Annotated in this window: 18 protein-coding genes; 15 read left to right on the top strand and 3 right to left on the bottom strand. The window is 47.2% G+C overall.

Annotated features, from left to right (window positions below; all coding sequences use genetic code 11):
- The first annotated feature begins 16 nt into the window (after positions 1–16).
- From AAKU61_RS13120 to ftsB, 6 genes are all read left to right on the top strand, one after another.
- A complete protein-coding gene (locus AAKU61_RS13120) occupies positions 17–853 on the top strand; it encodes an alpha/beta fold hydrolase (RefSeq protein WP_354332875.1) in 837 nt (278 codons plus the stop codon).
- A gap of 78 nt (positions 854–931) precedes the next feature.
- Positions 932–1,885: a lipid A deacylase LpxR family protein gene (locus AAKU61_RS13115; protein WP_354332873.1), complete on the top strand. Its 954-nt coding sequence runs from the start codon at positions 932–934 to the stop codon at positions 1,883–1,885.
- A gap of 103 nt (positions 1,886–1,988) precedes the next feature.
- Positions 1,989–3,647, top strand: a complete 1,659-nt coding sequence (pyrG, locus tag AAKU61_RS13110; RefSeq protein WP_322118173.1) for a CTP synthase — start codon at positions 1,989–1,991, stop codon at positions 3,645–3,647.
- Positions 3,648–3,649: 2 nt separating this feature from the next.
- Positions 3,650–4,504 carry a 3-deoxy-8-phosphooctulonate synthase gene (gene kdsA, locus AAKU61_RS13105; RefSeq protein WP_354332871.1) on the top strand — a complete coding sequence of 285 codons (855 nt, stop codon included), beginning with the start codon at positions 3,650–3,652 and terminating at the stop codon, positions 4,502–4,504.
- A 149-nt stretch (positions 4,505–4,653) separates the two neighbouring features.
- Complete coding sequence (gene eno / locus AAKU61_RS13100; RefSeq protein ID WP_354332869.1) at positions 4,654–5,937, top strand: phosphopyruvate hydratase; 1,284 nt, start codon at positions 4,654–4,656, stop codon at positions 5,935–5,937.
- 98 nt (positions 5,938–6,035) lie between these two features.
- A complete protein-coding gene (gene ftsB / locus AAKU61_RS13095; protein ID WP_354332867.1) occupies positions 6,036–6,383 on the top strand; it encodes a cell division protein FtsB in 348 nt (115 codons plus the stop codon).
- A gap of 238 nt (positions 6,384–6,621) precedes the next feature.
- Here ftsB and hslO read toward each other — a convergent pair whose 3' ends face one another.
- Positions 6,622–7,548, bottom strand: coding sequence for an Hsp33 family molecular chaperone HslO (gene hslO, locus AAKU61_RS13090; protein ID WP_354332865.1), 927 nt, complete (start codon positions 7,546–7,548; stop codon positions 6,622–6,624).
- A gap of 59 nt (positions 7,549–7,607) precedes the next feature.
- Positions 7,608–8,132, bottom strand: a complete 525-nt coding sequence (locus AAKU61_RS13085; protein WP_354332863.1) for a gamma carbonic anhydrase family protein — start codon at positions 8,130–8,132, stop codon at positions 7,608–7,610.
- A 163-nt stretch (positions 8,133–8,295) separates the two neighbouring features.
- Here AAKU61_RS13085 and AAKU61_RS13080 point away from each other — a divergent pair, with 163 nt between their 5' ends.
- The 4 genes from AAKU61_RS13080 to AAKU61_RS13065 all read left to right on the top strand — a co-directional run bounded on the left by AAKU61_RS13080 (position 8,296) and on the right by AAKU61_RS13065 (position 11,419).
- Positions 8,296–9,195, top strand: a complete 900-nt coding sequence (locus AAKU61_RS13080; protein WP_354332862.1) for a ferritin-like domain-containing protein — start codon at positions 8,296–8,298, stop codon at positions 9,193–9,195.
- Positions 9,196–9,264: 69 nt separating this feature from the next.
- Positions 9,265–10,029 (top strand): flagella assembly protein FlgT middle domain-containing protein, encoded by a 765-nt coding sequence (locus AAKU61_RS13075; RefSeq protein WP_354332860.1) that lies wholly within the window; start codon positions 9,265–9,267, stop codon positions 10,027–10,029.
- A 240-nt stretch (positions 10,030–10,269) separates the two neighbouring features.
- Entirely contained in the window at positions 10,270–10,779 is a 510-nt protein-coding gene (locus AAKU61_RS13070) for a YcxB family protein (protein WP_354332858.1), read from the top strand.
- A gap of 142 nt (positions 10,780–10,921) precedes the next feature.
- Positions 10,922–11,419, top strand: a complete 498-nt coding sequence (locus AAKU61_RS13065; RefSeq protein WP_354332856.1) for a DUF3617 domain-containing protein — start codon at positions 10,922–10,924, stop codon at positions 11,417–11,419.
- A 100-nt stretch (positions 11,420–11,519) separates the two neighbouring features.
- Here AAKU61_RS13065 and AAKU61_RS13060 read toward each other — a convergent pair whose 3' ends face one another.
- A complete protein-coding gene (locus tag AAKU61_RS13060) occupies positions 11,520–13,202 on the bottom strand; it encodes an acetate--CoA ligase (RefSeq protein WP_354332854.1) in 1,683 nt (560 codons plus the stop codon).
- 128 nt (positions 13,203–13,330) lie between these two features.
- On the opposite strand from AAKU61_RS13060, the gene AAKU61_RS13055 reads away from it, so the two are divergent.
- The 5 genes from AAKU61_RS13055 (at position 13,331) to AAKU61_RS13035 (ending at position 19,444) form a co-directional block, all read left to right on the top strand.
- Complete coding sequence (locus tag AAKU61_RS13055) at positions 13,331–14,212, top strand: alpha/beta fold hydrolase (protein ID WP_354332853.1); 882 nt, start codon at positions 13,331–13,333, stop codon at positions 14,210–14,212.
- Positions 14,213–14,274: 62 nt separating this feature from the next.
- Positions 14,275–14,709: a hypothetical protein gene (locus AAKU61_RS13050; protein WP_354332851.1), complete on the top strand. Its 435-nt coding sequence runs from the start codon at positions 14,275–14,277 to the stop codon at positions 14,707–14,709.
- Between the two features lie 49 nt (positions 14,710–14,758).
- Positions 14,759–15,316, top strand: coding sequence for a hypothetical protein (locus tag AAKU61_RS13045; RefSeq protein ID WP_354332849.1), 558 nt, complete (start codon positions 14,759–14,761; stop codon positions 15,314–15,316).
- Positions 15,317–15,555: 239 nt separating this feature from the next.
- Positions 15,556–16,797, top strand: a complete 1,242-nt coding sequence (locus AAKU61_RS13040) for a cystathionine gamma-synthase family protein (protein WP_354332847.1) — start codon at positions 15,556–15,558, stop codon at positions 16,795–16,797.
- 151 nt (positions 16,798–16,948) lie between these two features.
- Positions 16,949–19,444, top strand: a complete 2,496-nt coding sequence (locus AAKU61_RS13035; protein WP_354332845.1) for an ABC transporter permease — start codon at positions 16,949–16,951, stop codon at positions 19,442–19,444.
- The last annotated feature ends 25 nt before the right edge of the window (positions 19,445–19,469 follow it).

Below are 19,469 nucleotides of genomic sequence, written 5' to 3'. Positions count from 1 at the left end.
CCTTACCACTTATCTTATGCCAACAGAATCTACAGAATTGAGGGAACTAACTAAGCCTGCGCTTCATTTTGCTCATGCTAATAGTTTTCCAGCCGGGACCTATCGCGTTTTTTTTGAGCATTTACGTCAGCATTACGATGTACGGGCTTTACCTTTACATGGACACAATCCTGCTTATCCTGTGACGGATAGTTGGCCGTATTTAGTGCAAGAATTAGTTGATACGCTGCAAGCTAGTTATCAAGAGCCGGTTATTTTGGTGGGGCATTCTTTGGGTGGAATGTTAGCGACGATGGCCGCAAAAGCGCGACCGGATTTAGTCCGTTGTGTAGTGTTATTAGACTCGCCATTGGTGGCTGGTTGGCGTGCGATGTTGTTGCATTGGTTTAAAGCTTTAGGTATAGATAAAAAATTCTCGCCTTCTCGTTTTTCAGAAAAACGTAGAAATCAGTGGAAAGATGCTGAGGAGGCATATCAACATTTTGCCAGCAAAGAAATGTTCGCCATCTGGCCGCCAGAGGTGCTGCGTGATTACATTAATGCGGGCATCACACCGAATCAGCATGGTGATGGTGTCACTTTGCGTTTTACGCGTGAGGTAGAGACGGCCATTTATTCCACTTTGCCGCATGGCCTTGGTTATCTGGCTCGCACAGGTTTGGATGTGCCTGTCGGTTTTGTTGGTGGTACAGAGTCAGTGGAATGCAAACAAGCGGGTTTGGATGCGACTAAAAAAATGGTCGGACAACATTTTGTGCAAATCGCTGGCGGACATTTAATCCCTATGGAGTCACCAGCACAAACAGCGGCAGCGACCCATGCGATGATTTTGTCTCTGATTGGTAGTGCGTAGATCTTAGTCAATAGACTACAGAATCAAGCTTGGCTCAGAGGCCTTAGTTTTTTTATCTTTTTTAGCTAATTTAATATCATGTCAATTTTAAGCAAAAATAATCTGTGCCTATCTTTGTTTGTATTAACCACACTTAGCTCTGTTCAAACTCAGGCAAGTGATTTGTCGTGGAGTGAATGGCAAGATGTACATGCAAAAGGAAGCTCATTTTTGCAAATAACAATTGATAACGATAGCCTGTTACTGACCGATAAAGATCGTTTTTATACTAGCGGTAATCATTTATCGCGGACTTTTTTTCTGAAGACGGTAAATCAAGAAGTTAGCTACACATGGCAAGTCGGACAAGATTTATATACGGCGTCTGACATCAAGTTGACACCCGCGCAAATCCCGAAAAACGATCACCCATATGCTGGCTGGTTGTTTGGTGGAATTTATCGTGAGGCAGCAAATACAGAAGGCCAGCTCAGTAAAGTAGGATTAGAGCTTGGTTGTCTGGGACCTTGCGCGGGCGGTGCCTGGACGCAAAACAATTTACATAGAATTATTAAGCAGCCATTGCCGCAAGCCTGGAGTACTCAAGTGTCGAATGAACCTGGCTTTGTTCTGTCTGGCGAATGGACACCACTACGCTGGACAGCTTCATCAATTCTGGATATTAGTCCCAGAATCAAGGCTCGATTTGGGAACATCTTTACTGATGCAGGTGCCGATATGACTTTGCGTGTTGGTGCGCTTAATGCCTTGCCGCAACAGCCTGCACAATATGCATTTTTAAGAGCAGAGGCCAAGGAAGTCGCTTATAACGCCACGCTTCAAGGCGGTTATTTTAATCATCAACGTGATGAACAAAATACGGGTATTACGCCAAAGCGATCGGTTGGGGAGCTTGAGTTGGGTTATTTCTGGCGCACTCCGGCTTATGTCATAAGTGCATCTGTGCTGCGGCGCAGCAATGAAATTAGAGAGCTTTCTAATAGCGTCGGTGCGCAGAGCTTTGCTCGCTTGCAATTCTTTTATGCGATGTAATTCCTGAATAATTGAGTCATGATTTTTTCATGACTCGTTGGAGAGCGGCGCTGTTTGGGGTATAATTCGAATTTCCCGCTCGTGCCGTCTGGCACCTTCTGCAATGACTAAGTTTGTATTCGTTACCGGGGGCGTCGTGTCCTCCCTAGGCAAAGGCATTGCTGCCGCCTCTCTTGCTGCGATTCTTGAATCTCGCGGCCTCAAAGTTACCATGCTCAAGCTTGATCCCTACATCAATGTGGATCCAGGCACCATGAGCCCTTTTCAGCACGGTGAAGTTTTCGTCACCGATGACGGTGCCGAGACTGATCTCGATTTGGGACACTATGAGCGTTTCATCACTGCCAAAATGAAAAAGGTGAATAACTTCACCACCGGGCAGATTTATGAATCCGTGATCCGCAAAGAACGTCGTGGCGAATATCTGGGCAAAACTGTTCAGGTTATCCCGCACATCACTAACGAAATCCAAGATTACATTCATCGCGGAGCAAATGGTTTTGACGTAGCACTGGTCGAAATCGGTGGCACGGTTGGTGATATTGAATCTTTACCTTTCCTCGAAGCTGCACGTCAATTAAGTTTGCGTGCTGGCCGCCATGCTGCAGCGTTCGTGCATTTGACTTTGGTGCCTTATCTGGCCTCTGCCGGTGAATTAAAAACCAAGCCAACTCAGCACAGCGTACAAAAACTGCGTGAAATCGGCATCTCTCCAGATGCTTTATTGTGCCGTGCCGATCGTCCTATCCCGGATGACGAGCGCGCAAAAATATCCTTGTTTTCTAACGTGCCGGAAGAGGGCGTCATCTCTGTCTGGGATGCGGACACGATTTATAAGATTCCACAAATGCTGCATGACCAGGGTCTGGATCGTATCGTTTGTGAAAAACTCGCTTTGTCACCAAAGCCAGCCAATCTGGAAATGTGGGACAAACTGATTTATGCATTAGAAAACCCAAAAGAAGAAGTCACCATCGGTATGGTCGGTAAATATGTCGACCTGACCGAATCGTATAAATCCTTGACCGAAGCTTTGCGCCATGCGGGTATTCATACCGAAAGCCGTGTGAATATCGAGTACGTTGATTCAGAAGAAATCGAAGCAAAAGGTACTGGCGCATTAGAAAAGTACGACGCGATTTTGGTTCCGGGTGGTTTCGGCAAGCGCGGTGTAGAAGGCAAAATTATTGCTGCCCGTTATGCACGTGAAAACAAAATCCCTTACCTCGGTATTTGCCTTGGTATGCAAGTCGCTCTAATTGAATACGCACGTAACAAAGCTGGTTTGACATTGGCAAACTCAACCGAGTTTGATCAGCAGACAGAACAGCCAGTCGTCGCATTAATTAATGAATGGCAAAATCATGACGGCAAGGTAGAAACCCGTGATGAAAACTCTGATCTGGGCGGCACCATGCGCCTGGGCGCACAGACTTGTGCGGTCAAACCAAATACTTTGGCATCAGAGATTTATGGCAATGTCGTGACTGAGCGTCACCGTCATCGTTATGAAGCCAATAATCATTACCTGGCACGTGTTGAGCAAGCTGGACTGATCGTTTCTGCGCGTACGCCAACCGAAGATTTGTGCGAGATCATGGAGTTGCCACGTACAGGCCCAAACTCACATCCTTGGTATCTTGGTGTGCAATATCACCCTGAGTTTAAATCGACGCCGCGTGAAGGACATCCGCTATTTATCTCCTTTGCTAAAGCTGCTATTGCGCACAAATTGGCAAACCAAAAAGCGAACGGACAATAATTATGAAGCTCTGTGGATTTGATGTTGGTCTGGATCAGCCCTTTTTCTTAATCGCAGGCCCTTGTGTTATCGAGTCGCACCAAATGGCGCTTGACACAGCAGGCGCTCTGAAAGAGATGACGACAGCTTTAGGTATCCCTTTCATTTATAAGTCGTCTTTTGATAAAGCTAATCGCTCGTCAGGTTCTAGTTTCCGTGGTTTGGGGATGGAAAAAGGTTTAGAGATTTTGGCTGACGTTAAAAAACAATTGCAGGTCCCGGTGCTGACAGACATCCATGCGATTGATGAGATAGCGGCAGTTGCTGCGGTAGTTGATGTATTGCAGACGCCTGCTTTTTTATGTCGTCAGACTGATTTTATTGAGGCTTGTGGCCGTTCTGGTAAGCCAGTCAATATTAAAAAAGGGCAGTTCCTTGCGCCACATGACATGGTCAATGTCATCGCCAAGGCACGTGCCGCAGCAAAATCTGCCGGTCTGCTTGAGGATAATTTTATGGCGTGCGAGCGCGGTGTCTCATTCGGCTACAACAATCTTGTGTCTGATATGCGCTCCCTAGCAATCATGCGTGAGACCAATTGTCCGGTGGTATTTGATGCGACGCATTCTGTACAATTGCCAGGTGGTCAGGGTACGACCTCAGGTGGTCAGCGTGAATTTGTGCCAGTACTAGCGCGTTCTGCGGTGGCGGTGGGTATTTCTGGTTTGTTTATGGAAACTCATCCAGATCCGTCCAAAGCAATGTCAGATGGCCCAAATGCGGTACCGCTAGGTCGTATGAAAGAATTGCTGTCTACATTGATCGAGTTAGATCGCGTCGTTAAAAAGAATGGATTCCTTGAGTCTAGTTTTGCTTAGTCCAGACGCTTACTAGCGTATTGGCAAATATTTTTTAACAGGACTTATGCAAAATTATCCCAGCTAGGAGCTACAACGCAGCTAGGGCGGTTTTGCGTAAGTCCGATTTAAATAGTTTGTTCACTATATTGCATGTTTAGGAGAAATGAATGAGTGCTATCGTTGATATTATCGGTCGTGAAATTATTGATTCACGCGGCAATCCAACAGTCGAGTGTGACGTATTGCTGGAATCCGGCGTCATGGGGCGTGCGTCTGTACCGTCCGGCGCATCGACGGGTTCTCGTGAAGCGATAGAGCTGCGTGATGGCGATAAATCTCGTTACCTCGGCAAAGGCGTTTTAAAAGCCTGCGAACATATCAATACCGAAATCGCCGAAGCGATCATGGGTCTGGATGCGAACGAACAAGCCTTCCTTGACCGTACTCTGATTGATCTGGATGGCACAGAAAACAAAGCGCGTTTAGGTGCAAATGCCATGTTGGCAGTTTCAATGGCGGTTGCCAAAGCAGCTGCAGAAGAAGCGGGCCTGCCGCTGTATCGTTACTTCGGCGGTTCTGGCGCAATGCAGTTGCCCGTCCCAATGATGAACGTCATCAATGGCGGTGCGCATGCCGACAACAACCTGGACATCCAGGAATTCATGATTATTCCAATTGGCGCGCCATCCTTCCGCGAAGCGGTGCGTTACGGTGCTGAAGTTTTTCATGCACTGAAAAAAATCTTGCACGACAAAGGTTTGACCACGGCTGTGGGCGACGAAGGTGGTTTTGCACCTTCCGTCGATAACCACGAAGAAGCAATCAAGATGATTATCCAAGCGATTGAGGCGGCTGGCTACGAGCCAGGTACGCAAATCGCGTTGGGTCTGGATTGTGCCGCAAGTGAGTTCTACAAAGATGGTAAATATCATCTTGAAGGCGAAGGTCTGACGTTGTCATCAACTGATTTCACTAATTTACTCGCTACCTGGGTTGATAAATATCCTATCATCTCGATTGAAGACGGTATGGCAGAGGGCGATTGGCACGGTTGGAAGATTCTGACTGAACGCCTGGGCAAAAAAGTACAAATCGTTGGCGATGATTTATTTGTCACCAACACCAAGATTTTGAAAGAAGGCATTCAAAAAGGAATCGCCAATTCTATCCTGATCAAGATCAATCAAATCGGTACTTTGACCGAGACGTTTGCTGCGATTGAAATGGCAAAACGTGCTGGTTATACCGCTGTTATTTCGCATCGTTCTGGCGAAACAGAAGACAGCACTATTGCTGATATCGCTGTTGGTATGAACGCCTTGCAGATTAAAACTGGCTCGATGTCTCGTTCAGATCGTATGGCAAAGTACAATCAATTGCTGCGCATTGAAGAGGATTTAGGCGATATCGCCAGCTACCCTGGTCGTGATGCTTTTTATAATCTGAAATAAGCTGCAAGAAGATGCAAAAAAGGGGAACGGCGTTCCCCTTTTTACTAATCTCGGTTTAATTCAATGTTCGTTTTTTTAATCTATATTTCTAAATACTGATGCGTCTGATCGCGTTATCACTCACAGCGTTGCTGCTGCTCATACAATACCCGCTCTGGTTGGGTAAAGGCGGCTGGTTGCGTGTATGGGAGTTAGATAAACAAGTTATCCAAGCTAAAAAGCATAATGATGAGTTGAAAGAGCGGAACAGCAAGCTCGACTCAGAAGTACAAGATTTAAAAACAGGGACAGGCGCAGTAGAAGAACATGCGCGCTTTGAACTGGGCATGATTAAAAAAGACGAGATCTTCGTACAAATCTTAAACGCAGCGTCATCTGCGCAAACATCGAACCTCAACGATCCAAAACCGCCAAAAGAAAAAACGGCACCATCTATAAATCATTAGCTTGCCGCTAATTTCAACGGTATTCCAGTTACATTCTACTCACGCTTTTTAGGCGAATCCGCCGATAAATTCTATATCCCTGATTTGTCATTGATTTTAATTACTCCCCACTAGTACTTTTAATCGTCCAGGTATTCTTTGGTCAATCGACATGTTTTTGGTAAAAATAGGGGGAGTATATTAAGTCTAGGTTAAATTCACCTGATATTTTGATGAAAAATTGTTTCGGATTAAATAATTAATGCTTGCTGTCGTTCGCTACGCTAGTCGCTTCAGCTAAGGTGTTCGCCACAAATAATTGTGCGCAATCGACCTGATCAAAGCCGTAGTGCTTACCGCAAAAATCGCAATTGATATCGAGTCGTCCCAACTCTGCAATGGCGGTATTAATCTCAGGCTCGCCCAGCATGCGCAGCATATTGCCGACTTTTTCACGGGTGCAGTTGCAGTGGAATTGTGGATGTTGCGGATCAAAAACCCGGATGGTTTCTTCCCAAAATAATCGATGCAATAAAGTTTCGATATCGGTCGTCAGCAATTCATCTTGCTTGAGTGTGCCACCTAAGGAGATAGCGCGATTCCAGGCTTCTGTTTCATCTTCCACTTTGGCTTCTATGCCGCCATGTTTGGGTAGTTTTTGCAGCAACATGCCTCTGGCAATCTTGTCGTCCGCCGCCAGCCAAAGTTTGGTATCTAACTGTTCAGAACGCATCATGTAATTTTCTATGATGCCAGCAATGCTATCGCCATCAATCGGCACGATCCCCTGATATGCCTGTTGACCGGGTAGTTTGTCATTAGGGTCTAGCGTGATGACAAAGCGGCCTTGCCCATTAGCATGTACCAGTTCCGTCAAACTGGCATTATCGGTAATCACCGCGTTTGGTGATAACTTGGCGGTAGCACGGATGCGCAATTCTGCATCGCATTCCACCACCAATAATTTGACGGGACCATCACCATAAATTTGCATGATCATGGTGCCGTTAAACTTGAGATTGGCACACAACAAAGCAGAGGCTGCGGTTAGCTCACCAAGTATGGTTTTGACGGCGGCGGGGTATTCGTGACGCGCCTGGATTTGTTGCCAGGCGTTAGAGATTTCAACTAATTCACCGCGCACGCCAGCGTGTTCGAACATAAATTTTTGTAGGGTATCTTGCATAAGTTTCTTTACTTTGACGACGTTTTTAATCTGCTCTTGAATCGGAAAATGGTTGCTAGTCAACCGATCTTCTTCAATTGAGTTTTATAAGCTTGGGCGCGGCGGACATAATTCAACGTATTGCCGTGCATCCGCAAAATATCTTCTTCATTTAAAGTGCGTACCGCTTTAGCTGGCGAGCCGATAATCAAAGAGTTGTCCGGAAATTCTTTTCCCTCAGTGATCAGGGCGCCAGCGCCGACCAGACAATTTTTACCAATTTTTGCACCGTTCAAAATGACTGCCTGAATTCCAATTAAGGAACCTTCACCGATTGTGCAACCATGCAGCATGGCTTGATGCCCAATCGTCACATTTTTGCCTATCGTCAGAGGATGGCCAGGATCGGTGTGCAAAATACATCCTTCTTGCACGTTGCTGTTTTCACTGACGGTAATCAGCTCATTGTCACCTCGGATGGTGACGTCAAACCAAATGCTGGCGCCTGCTTCGATCTTTACTTTTCCGATGATATTGGCGCTGTCAGTAATGTAAGCGCTGGGATCAATTTCAGGTGCAATGTCGCCTAACTGGTATATGGTCATGATTTTTCCGTAAAATAGGGTGACTGATTTAGGATTTACGCAAAATCGCCCCAACGGTGTTGCAGCGGCTAGCCGCACTGAAGGCTGTCGTCGTCGCTGCACCTTGCTGGGACAATTTTGCGTAAGTCCTATGATTTATTATCGCTATTTTAACGCTCATCTTATGAACCCATCGTTCCCTAATACAAATGCGACTGCAAATCTAGTTGCTAAACCTGCTGATATTGCTGATTTTGCTAATAAGGCCACTTTAGAGGGAGCGGGTTCATTTTCAGATTTGCGCAGAGCGGCGTTAGCTTTGCTGGCAGAACCTGATACCAAGGCCAAAGCAGAAGGTACTGCCAGACTGCGCGCTGCATGGCAACGAGGAGATGTAGCGCTAGATACCGCCGCAGTCTTGCACGCTAATCAATTAATTCCTGGTCGGCCAGCTAAGCCTGTGCTGGTTCCACCGCTGGAAGTTAAGCGGCGCGCAATGAACACAGTAGAAGGACGTGCAGTGCTGATCCATGCGCTGGCGCACATCGAGTTTAATGCGATCAATCTTGCTTTGGATGCGATCTGGCGCTTTGCTGATATGCCTGTGGATTATTACGCGGATTGGTTGCTGGTCGCGCAAGAGGAAGCCTATCATTTTGGCACGCTGGCCGATCATCTGGTTAGCTTGGGATATCAATATGGTGATTTTCCAGCACATCATAGCTTGTGGGAACTGGCAGAAAAAACACAAGAAGATGTGCTCGCAAGAATGGCCTTGGTCCCACGCACGATGGAGGCGCGTGGCCTGGATGCGACGCCTGCCGTGCGAGCCAAACTGGCGCAGGCCAAAGATATTGCTGCGGCAGAGATTCTTGACATTATCTTGCGCGATGAGATCGGTCATGTGATGATCGGAAATCGATGGTTTGGCTATCTTTGTGAGATGCGTGATCTGGAGCCGGTAGCGACCTACGCACAATTAGCGTTGCAATACAAAGCGCCACAAATGCGGGGACCTTTTAATCTGGATGCAAGAAGAGCTGCTGGCTTTAGTGAAGAAGAACTTTTGGTGCTGCAAAGCTAAAGTTGGTTTTTAGATGTAGGTCAAAGTTCGCATGTATTTGATTTTCAACTTCGTTTTTTGAGCGACATGATGAAAAATAATCTGATCCGATTTTGCTTCGCACCTTACTTCATGCTGTTGTTGGCGCTCGTGATTTTCTGCATGTTCTTCAATGATGTAAGCGCACAAACTAGCACAGAAAAAAGCACAAGCAAAACTATACAAAATCTGACTCCTGCAGAAACCGTCCCATCAATGTCAGCGCCAGCGATGGAGGCGCCTGTTCCCGATCCTATCGTAAAGAAAAAAGTTCTGGCGACTGCGTTTGTGGTGAGTAAATCAGCCAAGCTAGAGGACGTTGATGATATCGCACATGGTTTTCCACGCGAGCTGATTAGCAGACTCGCTTTATCCAGAAAATATGTCACTAAAATTTCGCCAGGCTTACTTTCTTTTAACACCGAGGTTGGTGTTCCCTCAGTAAAATTATTGCGGCAATTGGGCACGCAATATGACAGCCAATTTGTCATCTCAGGAGAAGTCCGCGACGATAGCGTAATCACCGACAAAAAATATTTGGGTTTGATCGAAAATAAAAGACGCTTTATCGATTTGGATATTGATTTATATGACACCACAACAGGTGTCTTATTAAGTCATCACACACTGAGTAATATCGCGCAGCAAGACGTCATTATCGGTCGTGATAAAGCGTTTGGCAGCGGTGCATTTTTAAATACCACGTATGGTAAAGCAATCGATGTATTGATTGATCAGGCCGCAAAATTAATCATCCATGATTTAGATGCTTTGCCTGCTGAGACTAAAATGACAGACACGAAATCGGATAGTTAAAGAATCGGTAATCAAACAATCAACATTTAACCTGATTGAATAGCTTGGGGGCGGTTTAGCTCCATTGAGAAAGTACACTTAAAAGTAGTCTGTTTTTTTTGATTATTTAGTATTATCTTAATATGCGGCATATGGCAAAGAAGCATGACCGACCGCGGTTCTAGAAGAACTAATACATCTGGTTAGACTTGTACATAACCTAGATAAAAATTTTATCACTCTAATGAAGTTGTAGTCACTATGGAATATCGTCTTCACTATTCGAATACCATCCCTGAAATGCTTGTATTTCAATGGACTCATGCGGCTCGATCACCTTGGTATTACGTGCTTTTTGTCTTCTGGTCTTATGCTTGGTTTGCTTCAGTTACGGAAGCGTGGACTAGTTCCAGTTGGTCATGCTTGAGCTGCTCCGTTATATATTTCTCAATTATGTTCGCTATTGTATTTATCACGTTTCTCGTACTCGGTTCCGCTCCACAATTATTCCAGTTTTTCTCTAAGGTGCATCGGGCTTCTCTCGCACCGCGTACAATAATCATCAGTGATACAGGCTTAATCGAGGAGACTAGCAATTCGCGTGCTGAGTACAATTGGTCGGCTGTTCAACGCATATTGCAAACAAGATCGCTAGTTGCACTTTATATTTCTCCCTTGGGCGCTCATCTAATTCCAAAGAAAGCATTTGAAAGCCCAGCGCAATGGCAGCAATTCAATGCCTTTGTTGAACAGCACGCTTTAAACAGCTAGCTCTACAATTGATCGAACTTTCGGTAAATAAAGCGATGTTACGCTAACGTGTATCGTAATTTATGCCAAATACTTGGAATTTTGACAAAGACGCGCGCTTTCTATTTTTTATTCGTTTACCCCAACTTCACGCAAGTTAAACATGACACACCTGATACCAAAAACCATCACAATTATCTCGCTCTGTTTCATGCTGACACCGCAAGTTTATGGGCAGTCAATTCCTCGCTCTGGCAACTGGGACACTACTTTCACTGCCTATATGTATATGCACGATAAGAAGATATATGCTCCTTGGATACAGCCCATGGGCGTTCGGTTCATGTCTGAGACCGACCTAAAACAATTACCTTTCAGTCCGGCAGGCTCCAAAGCAAAAACGGAGGAAGATGTTAGTAGTTGCGTAGTGTCGGAGGAAAAGCAGCGCCTTAACGTCCTCACTTGGCGCATGATTTGCAAAGAGTCAGACGGAAGAGAATCTGAAACAAAAACGAAAGTAACGATGACTGAAACCGAAATTCAGTCGTCTTCAGTCATCCGCGATAACTCACCTATCGGTTCATTAGGGCCAGACGGGATGAAAACTGAGTTTTTGATGAAACGGGTTGGTGACTGCGAAAAAATCACTGATGAAAAGTAACTCATGGCGGCTGCTGTCTCTAGCATCTCAGGTTGAAAGTCCAAGTGCAATGCCATGTATAAATCTGCTGCTTTTGCACTTGTCACTGGACTAAAAACAGTTACTTCCTAGCTCGTTCCTCCTCCAACAAACGCAGCACACGCCGCTGCACTTTGCCAGTGGTCGTCATCGGCAGTGCCGCTATAAATTCGATTTCTTTCGGATATTCATAAGGTGCCAGTTTGCCTCGCACATGCGCTTGCAGTTCTGAGATGAGTTCTGCACTGCCGATAAAACCGGCGCTTAATACGACGTATGCTTTGACAATGTTGCCGCGTTCTTTATCGGGTTTGGGGATGACGGCGGTATTGGCGACTGCCGGATGTTTGACCAGACAGTTTTCGATTTCGGATGGTCCAATGCGGTAGCCCGCAGCTTTAAACATATCATCTGCCCGTCCTTGGTACCAAAGATAGCCGTCTTCGTCGCGCAAGGCTAAGTCACCTGTTCTGCACCAGTCGCCGGTGAATTTATTGTTGGTTGCTTCCGGGTTTTTCCAATAGCCGATAAAAAATACCGGATCAGGATCGCCATGAATATCGTAGCGGTGCATGGCGACTTCGCCGACTTGGTTAATCGCAGCTTCATTACCGTCGTCATCAATAATCGCAACGCGATGACCAGGATAAGCGCGTCCCATACTGCCGGGTTTGGCGGGCCATTGCTGGTGGCTATTGCCGACGATGTAGTTCATTTCTGTCTGGCCAAACATTTCATTCGGAATGACACCCAGTGATTGTTGACACCAGTTGAAGACGGCATCACCAACTGCTTCGCCTGCACTCATAATTGCCCTCAGCTTGAGCTTGTATTGCAGTTGCGGTTCTGGGCAAGCCTTCATCATCATTTTTAGCGCAGTCGGGAACAGGAAAGTGTTCGTGACCTGATATTTTTCCAATAAATAAAACGCTGTCTCAGCAGTAAAGCGTCCTTGGTAGCCGACGATAGGTTGACCAAAATACAAGCAGGGCAGCAGCGCATCCATCAAGCCACCAGTCCAGGCCCAATCTGCTGGCGACCAGAACACATCATTGGGCTGAGGAAACCAATTTTGCGAGGCTACAAAACCTGTCAGGTTACCGATGATCGCAGAGTGGGGGATGAGCGCGCCTTTAGGCGCACCAGTCGTGCCGCTGGTATAGATCAAAATGGCGGCGTCGCTTGCGGCTGTTTTGACGGGATCAAACTGATCTGACATGGCCGGGATTGTATTCTCCCAACGCAGACAATCTTCAGCGCCGCACTTCAATGTGATGAGTGTGGTCAGCGCAGGACAACTACCGCGGATTTGCCAATATGCTTCTATCCCGCTTTGATCTACCACCAGCGCAACCGCCTCGCTGTTCTGTAGGCGGTATTCCAGGGCTTCGGGACCAAATAAAAACGATAAAGGCATTGCAATCGCACCCATTTGCAGACATGCCATCACCGTGATGGCAGTCTCTGGACGTTGCGGCAAAATGTAGGCGACGACGTCACCCTGTTTAACACCTTGTTCACGCAATAAATTAGACAGTTGATTTGCTTGCTGCTGTAATCCGGTATAAGTTAAGGTTGCCATGTTGCCTTCGGCATCTTCATAATGGATAGCGATACGCTCGCTATCTTTACTCCAGCGCTGGCAACATACTTGCGCCATATTGAAATCACCCGGTACATCCCAGCGAAAACGCTGATATAACTCTTGATAATGATCTACATTTCCGATTTTCGCGATCTTTGGAATTGCTTTTTGCTTAGTCATTCTGTCTCCGGTTTTTTATAGAACGATCGTGCTATTATCTATCGACTTATAGACCAATCCTAATCCAAAATTTGCATGATTGTCGATGAGAAATGCGATGATATGTGTTCACCCAAAATTTTAATCCCATGATCAAATCTTCCCGCTCCGAATTTATCGCCATCCGTGGACTGCAATATCATGTGCGCCATTGGGGCGATGAATCCGCTCCTAAAATCTTCATGCTGCATGGCTGGATGGATGTGTCTGCCTCTTTTCAATTTGTGGTGGACTGCCTGAAACAAGATTGGCACGTCATCGCCCCCGATTGGCGTGGCTTTGGTTTAACCGATACGCCAAATGCTGATTGTTACTGGTTCCCGGACTACATGGGCGATTTGGATGCGATTTTGCAGCATTATTCCCCAGACGAGGCTGTCAATTTAATTGGACATAGCATGGGGGCAAATGTCGCTGGTATTTTTGCCGGTGTACGACCAGAGCGGATTAAAAAATTTGTCAATCTGGAGGGCTTTGGCATGCCAGTGACCACACCAGGCCAGGCGCCAGGTCGCTATTTAAAATGGCTGGATGAGTTGCGCCAGACACCGGTACTGCGCACTTATGCAAGCCAGGCAGAAGTGGCAGGGCGCTTACAAAAAACCAATCCACGACTATCCGACGAACGCGCTAGATTTTTATCGCAACACTGGGCTAAACAAAATGACGAAGGTCAATGGGAAATCCTCGGCGACCCGGCTCATAAACTCACCAGTCCCTTGCTTTATCATGTAGAAGAAGTGATGGCCTGCTGGGGAAAAATCACCGCGCCAGTATTATGGTTTGAGGCGGATGACACCAACGTCTGGCATTGGATGGGACCAAAATCAGAAGCTCGCATAGAGATTGACCGGCGTCTGGAGCATATCCCCAAGCTACAAAAAGAAATGATAAAAAACGCTGGTCACATGCTGCATCATGATCAGCCAGAAATTTTGGCAGAATTAATCGAGCAATTTTTACTCGTTTAGACAGTGACAGTATTGAATCAACAGCCGAGCCAGATCATTAATCGCTAGAACGGAAAGTAAAAATGAAAATTCTAGTTCCATTACTATTGCTGGCATTCTTGCCGGGCTTGTCCGTCGCCAAAGAGGTGTCACCTTTATCAACACGCTGTCTGTCATCCGATGCCAGCAAAAAAGCGATCAAACTACAGTTCAGCGCGGTAGGTGACGATGCAACTGGCTGGAGCGGTGCCTTTGTCAAATATGGTAAGAATGGAAAACCGATCACGCTGGTAGTCCAAAAGACATCAAGCGAAGAATTGATCGCAGGTCGCCCGGCAGAATTTACGACGATCTGGCTAGAAGTCGTCGGAGACCAAATTACCGGAACGTATGAAGTCGCAACCCAGGGCGCTCTGATCAATAATTTTGTCTATAAAAACAAACGTACCGGAGCGACGATGAGTTTTTCTGAAAGTAGAGATGTTGAATTGAGTGATGATGGTAGTTGTAAGTGGTAATGGATTGACAGAATGACGATGTTTCCAATCTTTCTAAAGTGCGCACAACATGAAACTCTTTTTCCTCTTAGTGATGTTCAGCGCAAGCGCCTGGAGTGCAGAGCCAGTGTCCGGCAATCAAATCAGTGAAATCGAGGGTGTGTATAAGCACCATTTTATGAATGGCACAATCACTCCCGGCAAAGCGCCTGGCGAGGCAGACCAGCCTTATGAATCGGAAGATATTGTTGAGATTGTCCGGTATGACCAGACGCACATCTACTTTCGTGCCGAGCTGCAGTTTTATAACGGGCATACATGTGGCATCTACGGTATTGCAGGCGAAGAGAACGGTGAATTTGTTTATCATGACCCGACAACACCACTCGCAGGAGAACCAGCCTGCACCTTGAGAATATCGACCTTGGCAAATAAATTGCGGATTACCGATAGGGATACGCCGCAAGGAAGTGCGACATGCAGAAACTATTGCGGTGTGCGTGGTAATTTGTCCGATTATTTGATAGCGAAAAATAGCAAAAGAAAAATTCGTTATCTTGATCGCCTGAAAGCTTCCAGGGAATATTCAGAAGCAGTCACCTCATTCAAGGCTTCAGGGAAAAAGTGAGTTAGTGCTCAATAAAGATCGCGCACGATTGTTGTTGTCGAGTATGTGGTCTGTGAACTCCCAACACTTGGCGCCTTAGTCAGAGTCATGTCGCAATGACATCGGCCATGATGGTCGTCTGCTAACGTGTTCACACTAGCCTGTCCTCAAAGAATCTCGGTTAAACTTACAGTATTCCTTACCGCGTTCCCTACACGTTTCTTTTTAACGCAGTCCCTCACTACAGTACCCATTTGATCATGAACGAAAAAGCATCTTACGGCTTCACCACTACTATTCTGCATAACGACCGTCAAAAAGAGATTGAGCACGGCTCTGTGCACAAACCTATCCATACATCCGTGTTGTTCGGTTACAAAGATGCACGTGATCTGGCAGCAGTATTTCAGGGGAAACAATCTGGTTATCGCTACGGTCGTCAAGGTAATCCCACGGTCTCTGCGCTGGAAGACAAACTGACCAAGATGGAAGACGGGCATTCGAGTATTTGTTTTGCTACTGGCATGGCGGCGATTGGCGCCGTGTTTCAGGCTTTATTGCGTCAAGGTGATCATGTCGTCTCATCTTCTTTTTTATTCGGTAACACCAATAGTTTGTGGCAAACCGTGGCTGCGCAGGGTGTTGATGTCAGTTTTGTCGATGCGACTGATGTGAAAAACGTCGCTGCCGTAATCACGCCTGCGACCCGCATTGTCTTTGTCGAGACTATTGCTAATCCGCGTACCCAGATTGCAGATCTCAAGCGTATCGGCGCTTTGTGCAAAGAGCGTGGCATTTTGTTTATCGTGGATAACACGATGACTTCGCCTTACCTGTTCCGCCCCAAAGTCGTTGGCGCTGGCTTAGTCGTGAATTCACTAACTAAGTCAATTGCAGGTCACGGTAATGTTCTCGGTGGTGCTTTGACTGATACTGGCGAGTACGACTGGAGTCAGTTTCCCCATATTGTCCAGAACTTCAAAAAATTCCCAACGCCGCAATGGGGTATGGCCCAAATCCGCGCTAAGGGCTTGCGGGATTTTGGCGCATCCCTGTCGCCTGAGGCGGCACACCAGATCGCCGTCGGTGCCGAGACGATAGCTTTGCGATTAGATCGTACATGTGCCAATGCGATGGCACTGGCAACGATGCTGGAAAACGATCCACGCGTCGCCGTTGTGCATTATCCTGGTTTGCCATCGCATCCGCAGCACGCAATTGCGAGTGAACTATTCCGTGCTTACGGTGCTTTGTTCAGTTTTGAGTTGAAGCCAGAGATCGATTGCTTCGATTATTTAAATCGCCTCAAGCTGGCGATTTCTGCAACCCATCTGGGTGACACACGCACGCTTGTGATTCCGGTAGCACACACCATCTTCTTTGAGATGGGTGCACAGCGCCGTGCCGCCATGGGGATTGCAGATTCGCTGATCCGCGTCTCGGTGGGGATTGAAGATACCCAAGATTTGCTGAATGATTTTCAGCATGCCTTGTCTGCATAGCCGCATCTGACGGTAGTGTGTGCGTAATTATACTGGGTAGGTGTATGAGTTATTTATACTAAGTTGTCCATATAATCATTGGACAATTGACCAACTATTTTAGATACTCCCCATTTTTTTCTATATTGCTGTTTTTAACTGGAAAGTGCCGATGTTACGTCTTTCGCTTCGTATGACCTTACGTGACTGGCGGGCTGGTGAGCTGCGCTTTCTGTTAGTTGCTTTGATGATCGCTGTGGCGTCTTTGTCTTCAGTCGGTTTTTTTGTGGACCGTATGCGCAACGGACTCAACCGCGACGCACACCAGTTGCTAGGTGCAGATTTGTTGATCAGTGCTGATCAGGCGATCAATCCTGCATGGCGCAGTGAGGCACAAAAACGCGGCTTGACGATGGCCGAGACGGTTGTCTTCCCTAGCATGGCGATTGCAGGTGAGGGCGATAATGTCGCCACCAAGCTGGTGTCGCTCAAAGCAGTTACACCTGGCTACCCTCTGCGAGGCAATCTCAAACTCAGTCAGGCTCAACAAGGTCCAGAAGTCATTACTAAAATTGTGCCGCCAGCCGGTACCGTCTGGATTGACCCTGCGCTGTTGATCAGCTTGAAGCTGAAGATTGGCGATCAACTCAAGCTCGGCGATAAAACTCTCAGCATCACACAACTGATTGCAAATGAGCCAGATCGCGGCGCCGGTTTTATGAACTTTGCGCCACGCGTGATGGTGAATATGGCGGATCTCACCGCGACCAACTTGATCCAAAATGGCTCGCGTGTCACTTATCGATTATTACTGGCCGGGCCAGCGGCTGCGATTACACAATTCCAAAAATGGCTGCAAGAGGGAATCGAGCGCAATCAGACCAAAGGTGTACGCCTAGAATCTTTGGAATCAGGCCGGCCAGAAATGCGCGCCACGCTAGACAGGGCAGAACAGTTTTTATCCTTGGTCGGTTTGTTATCTGCCATGTTAGCCGCCGTTGCAGTGGCAATGGCAGCGCGGCGATTTATGCTACGTCATCTGGACGCTTGTGCAATGCTGCGCTGTCTTGGGCAAACACAGAATCAGGTCACGGGCATGTACCTGATTGAATTTTTAATGATCGGCATTGTTGGCAGTGCCGCCGGTGTCATCGTCGGTTTTGCAGGGCATTATGTCTTGCTGGAGTGGCTGGGTAAATTAGTCTCGAACGATTTGCCGTCCGCCACTTGGCAACCGGCGTTACAAGGGATTGCAACGGGTTTGCTGTTGTTAGTCGGGTTCGCGTTACCACCGATTTTGCAACTGCGCAATGTGCCGCATAACCGCGTCATCCGTCGCGAGCAAGATGCACCACAAGCGCTGACTTTGGTAACCTATTTGCTGGGACTGGGCATGTTTGTCGGACTGTTATTGTGGCAAGCAGGCGATGTCAAACTGGGCTTGCTGACTGCGGGCGGTTTCCTGATCGGCTTATTGGTATTCGCCTTAGTCTCGTGGCTGGGCGTGGCCTCGCTCAAGCGTCTGCGTGGCTTGAGCAGTAACACCGCCTGGCGCTTTGCTGTCACTGCCTTACAACGCCGTCCTGGTGCTACCGTAATTCAGGTCGTGTCGCTTGCCTTGGGCTTGATGGCGCTCTTACTGCTCACAGTTGTTCGGGGTGATCTGATCACCGCCTGGAAAAGCGCTACCCCGGCCGACGCGCCTAATCAATTTGTGATCAACATCCAGCCAGATCAAAAGAACGACATCGCCACACGCTTAAAGCAAGTTGCCCAGCCTGTGTTGTACCCGATGATACGTGGCAGATTAATTGAAGTGAACAACAAAGCGATCACGGACAGTACTTATCCTGACGACCGCGCCAAACGCTTGGTCGACCGAGAATTCAATCTGTCGACGATGACCGATATGCCAGCAAGTAATACGCTGATCGCTGGCAAATGGTACCAAGATACCCAGCCAGAGGCCTCGGTAGAAGAGGGCATTGCCAAAACTTTGGGATTAAAGTTAGGCGACAAGCTCACCTTTGATGTTGCAGGTCAAAAAATTACCGCGCCAATTACCAGTTTGCGTAAGCTGGACTGGGGATCAATGCGGGTCAACTTTTTTGTGATCATCAATCCCAAAGCGGTTGTCGATTTACCGCAAACCTGGATAACGGCGTTTCATTTGCCGGAAAGCGATCAGCGCTTCGTCAATCAGCTCACGCTGGATTATCCTAATCTGACGGTGGTCGATGTTGGCGCGATGCTCAAGCAAGTACAAAGCGTGCTCGATCAGGTGATTACGGCGGTAGAATTTTTATTCCTGTTCACCCTCGCGTCAGGTGTGCTGGTGTTGTACGCCGCCCTTGCCGGATCGCAGGACCTGCGCATGCGCGAAGCTGCCTTGCTACGCGCTTTGGGCGCAACCCGCAAACAATTATCGCAAGCACAGTGGATAGAATTTTTGCTGGTCGGCGGATTGGCTGGCGTATTAGCAGCCAGTGGCGCCTCTGCCATTGGCTGGGCACTGGCACATTTTAGCTTTAATTTTGAATGGCAATTCAGTCCGGTAGTCTGGATCGTAGGATTATTTGTTGGCGCAGCTTGCGCGCTGATCGGCGGCTGGCTGGGTTTGCGCAATGTACTGAATCAGCCACCTTTATTGAGTTTGCGTGAAGGCTAAATCGCGTGTACGCAGCACTTAATAA

Source organism: Undibacterium sp. GrIS 1.2 (assembly GCF_040544435.1).
GTDB lineage: Bacteria > Pseudomonadota > Gammaproteobacteria > Burkholderiales > Burkholderiaceae_D > Undibacterium.
This window is presented reverse-complemented; position numbering and strand designations above follow the sequence as displayed.

Coding starts and splice junctions, on each gene's coding strand:
- AAKU61_RS13055 (WP_354332853.1), top strand. CDS start 13,331: ATGATCAAATCTTCCCGCTCCGAATTTATCGCCATCCGTGGACTGCAA.
- pyrG (WP_322118173.1), top strand. CDS start 1,989: ATGACTAAGTTTGTATTCGTTACCGGGGGCGTCGTGTCCTCCCTAGGC.
- AAKU61_RS13085 (WP_354332863.1), bottom strand. CDS start 8,132: ATGACCATATACCAGTTAGGCGACATTGCACCTGAAATTGATCCCAGC.
- eno (WP_354332869.1), top strand. CDS start 4,654: ATGAGTGCTATCGTTGATATTATCGGTCGTGAAATTATTGATTCACGC.
- kdsA (WP_354332871.1), top strand. CDS start 3,650: ATGAAGCTCTGTGGATTTGATGTTGGTCTGGATCAGCCCTTTTTCTTA.
- AAKU61_RS13120 (WP_354332875.1), top strand. CDS start 17: ATGCCAACAGAATCTACAGAATTGAGGGAACTAACTAAGCCTGCGCTT.
- AAKU61_RS13070 (WP_354332858.1), top strand. CDS start 10,270: ATGGAATATCGTCTTCACTATTCGAATACCATCCCTGAAATGCTTGTA.
- AAKU61_RS13040 (WP_354332847.1), top strand. CDS start 15,556: ATGAACGAAAAAGCATCTTACGGCTTCACCACTACTATTCTGCATAAC.
- ftsB (WP_354332867.1), top strand. CDS start 6,036: ATGCGTCTGATCGCGTTATCACTCACAGCGTTGCTGCTGCTCATACAA.
- AAKU61_RS13080 (WP_354332862.1), top strand. CDS start 8,296: ATGAACCCATCGTTCCCTAATACAAATGCGACTGCAAATCTAGTTGCT.
- AAKU61_RS13115 (WP_354332873.1), top strand. CDS start 932: ATGTCAATTTTAAGCAAAAATAATCTGTGCCTATCTTTGTTTGTATTA.
- AAKU61_RS13045 (WP_354332849.1), top strand. CDS start 14,759: ATGAAACTCTTTTTCCTCTTAGTGATGTTCAGCGCAAGCGCCTGGAGT.
- AAKU61_RS13035 (WP_354332845.1), top strand. CDS start 16,949: ATGTTACGTCTTTCGCTTCGTATGACCTTACGTGACTGGCGGGCTGGT.
- AAKU61_RS13075 (WP_354332860.1), top strand. CDS start 9,265: ATGAAAAATAATCTGATCCGATTTTGCTTCGCACCTTACTTCATGCTG.
- AAKU61_RS13060 (WP_354332854.1), bottom strand. CDS start 13,202: ATGACTAAGCAAAAAGCAATTCCAAAGATCGCGAAAATCGGAAATGTA.
- AAKU61_RS13050 (WP_354332851.1), top strand. CDS start 14,275: ATGAAAATTCTAGTTCCATTACTATTGCTGGCATTCTTGCCGGGCTTG.
- hslO (WP_354332865.1), bottom strand. CDS start 7,548: ATGCAAGATACCCTACAAAAATTTATGTTCGAACACGCTGGCGTGCGC.
- AAKU61_RS13065 (WP_354332856.1), top strand. CDS start 10,922: ATGACACACCTGATACCAAAAACCATCACAATTATCTCGCTCTGTTTC.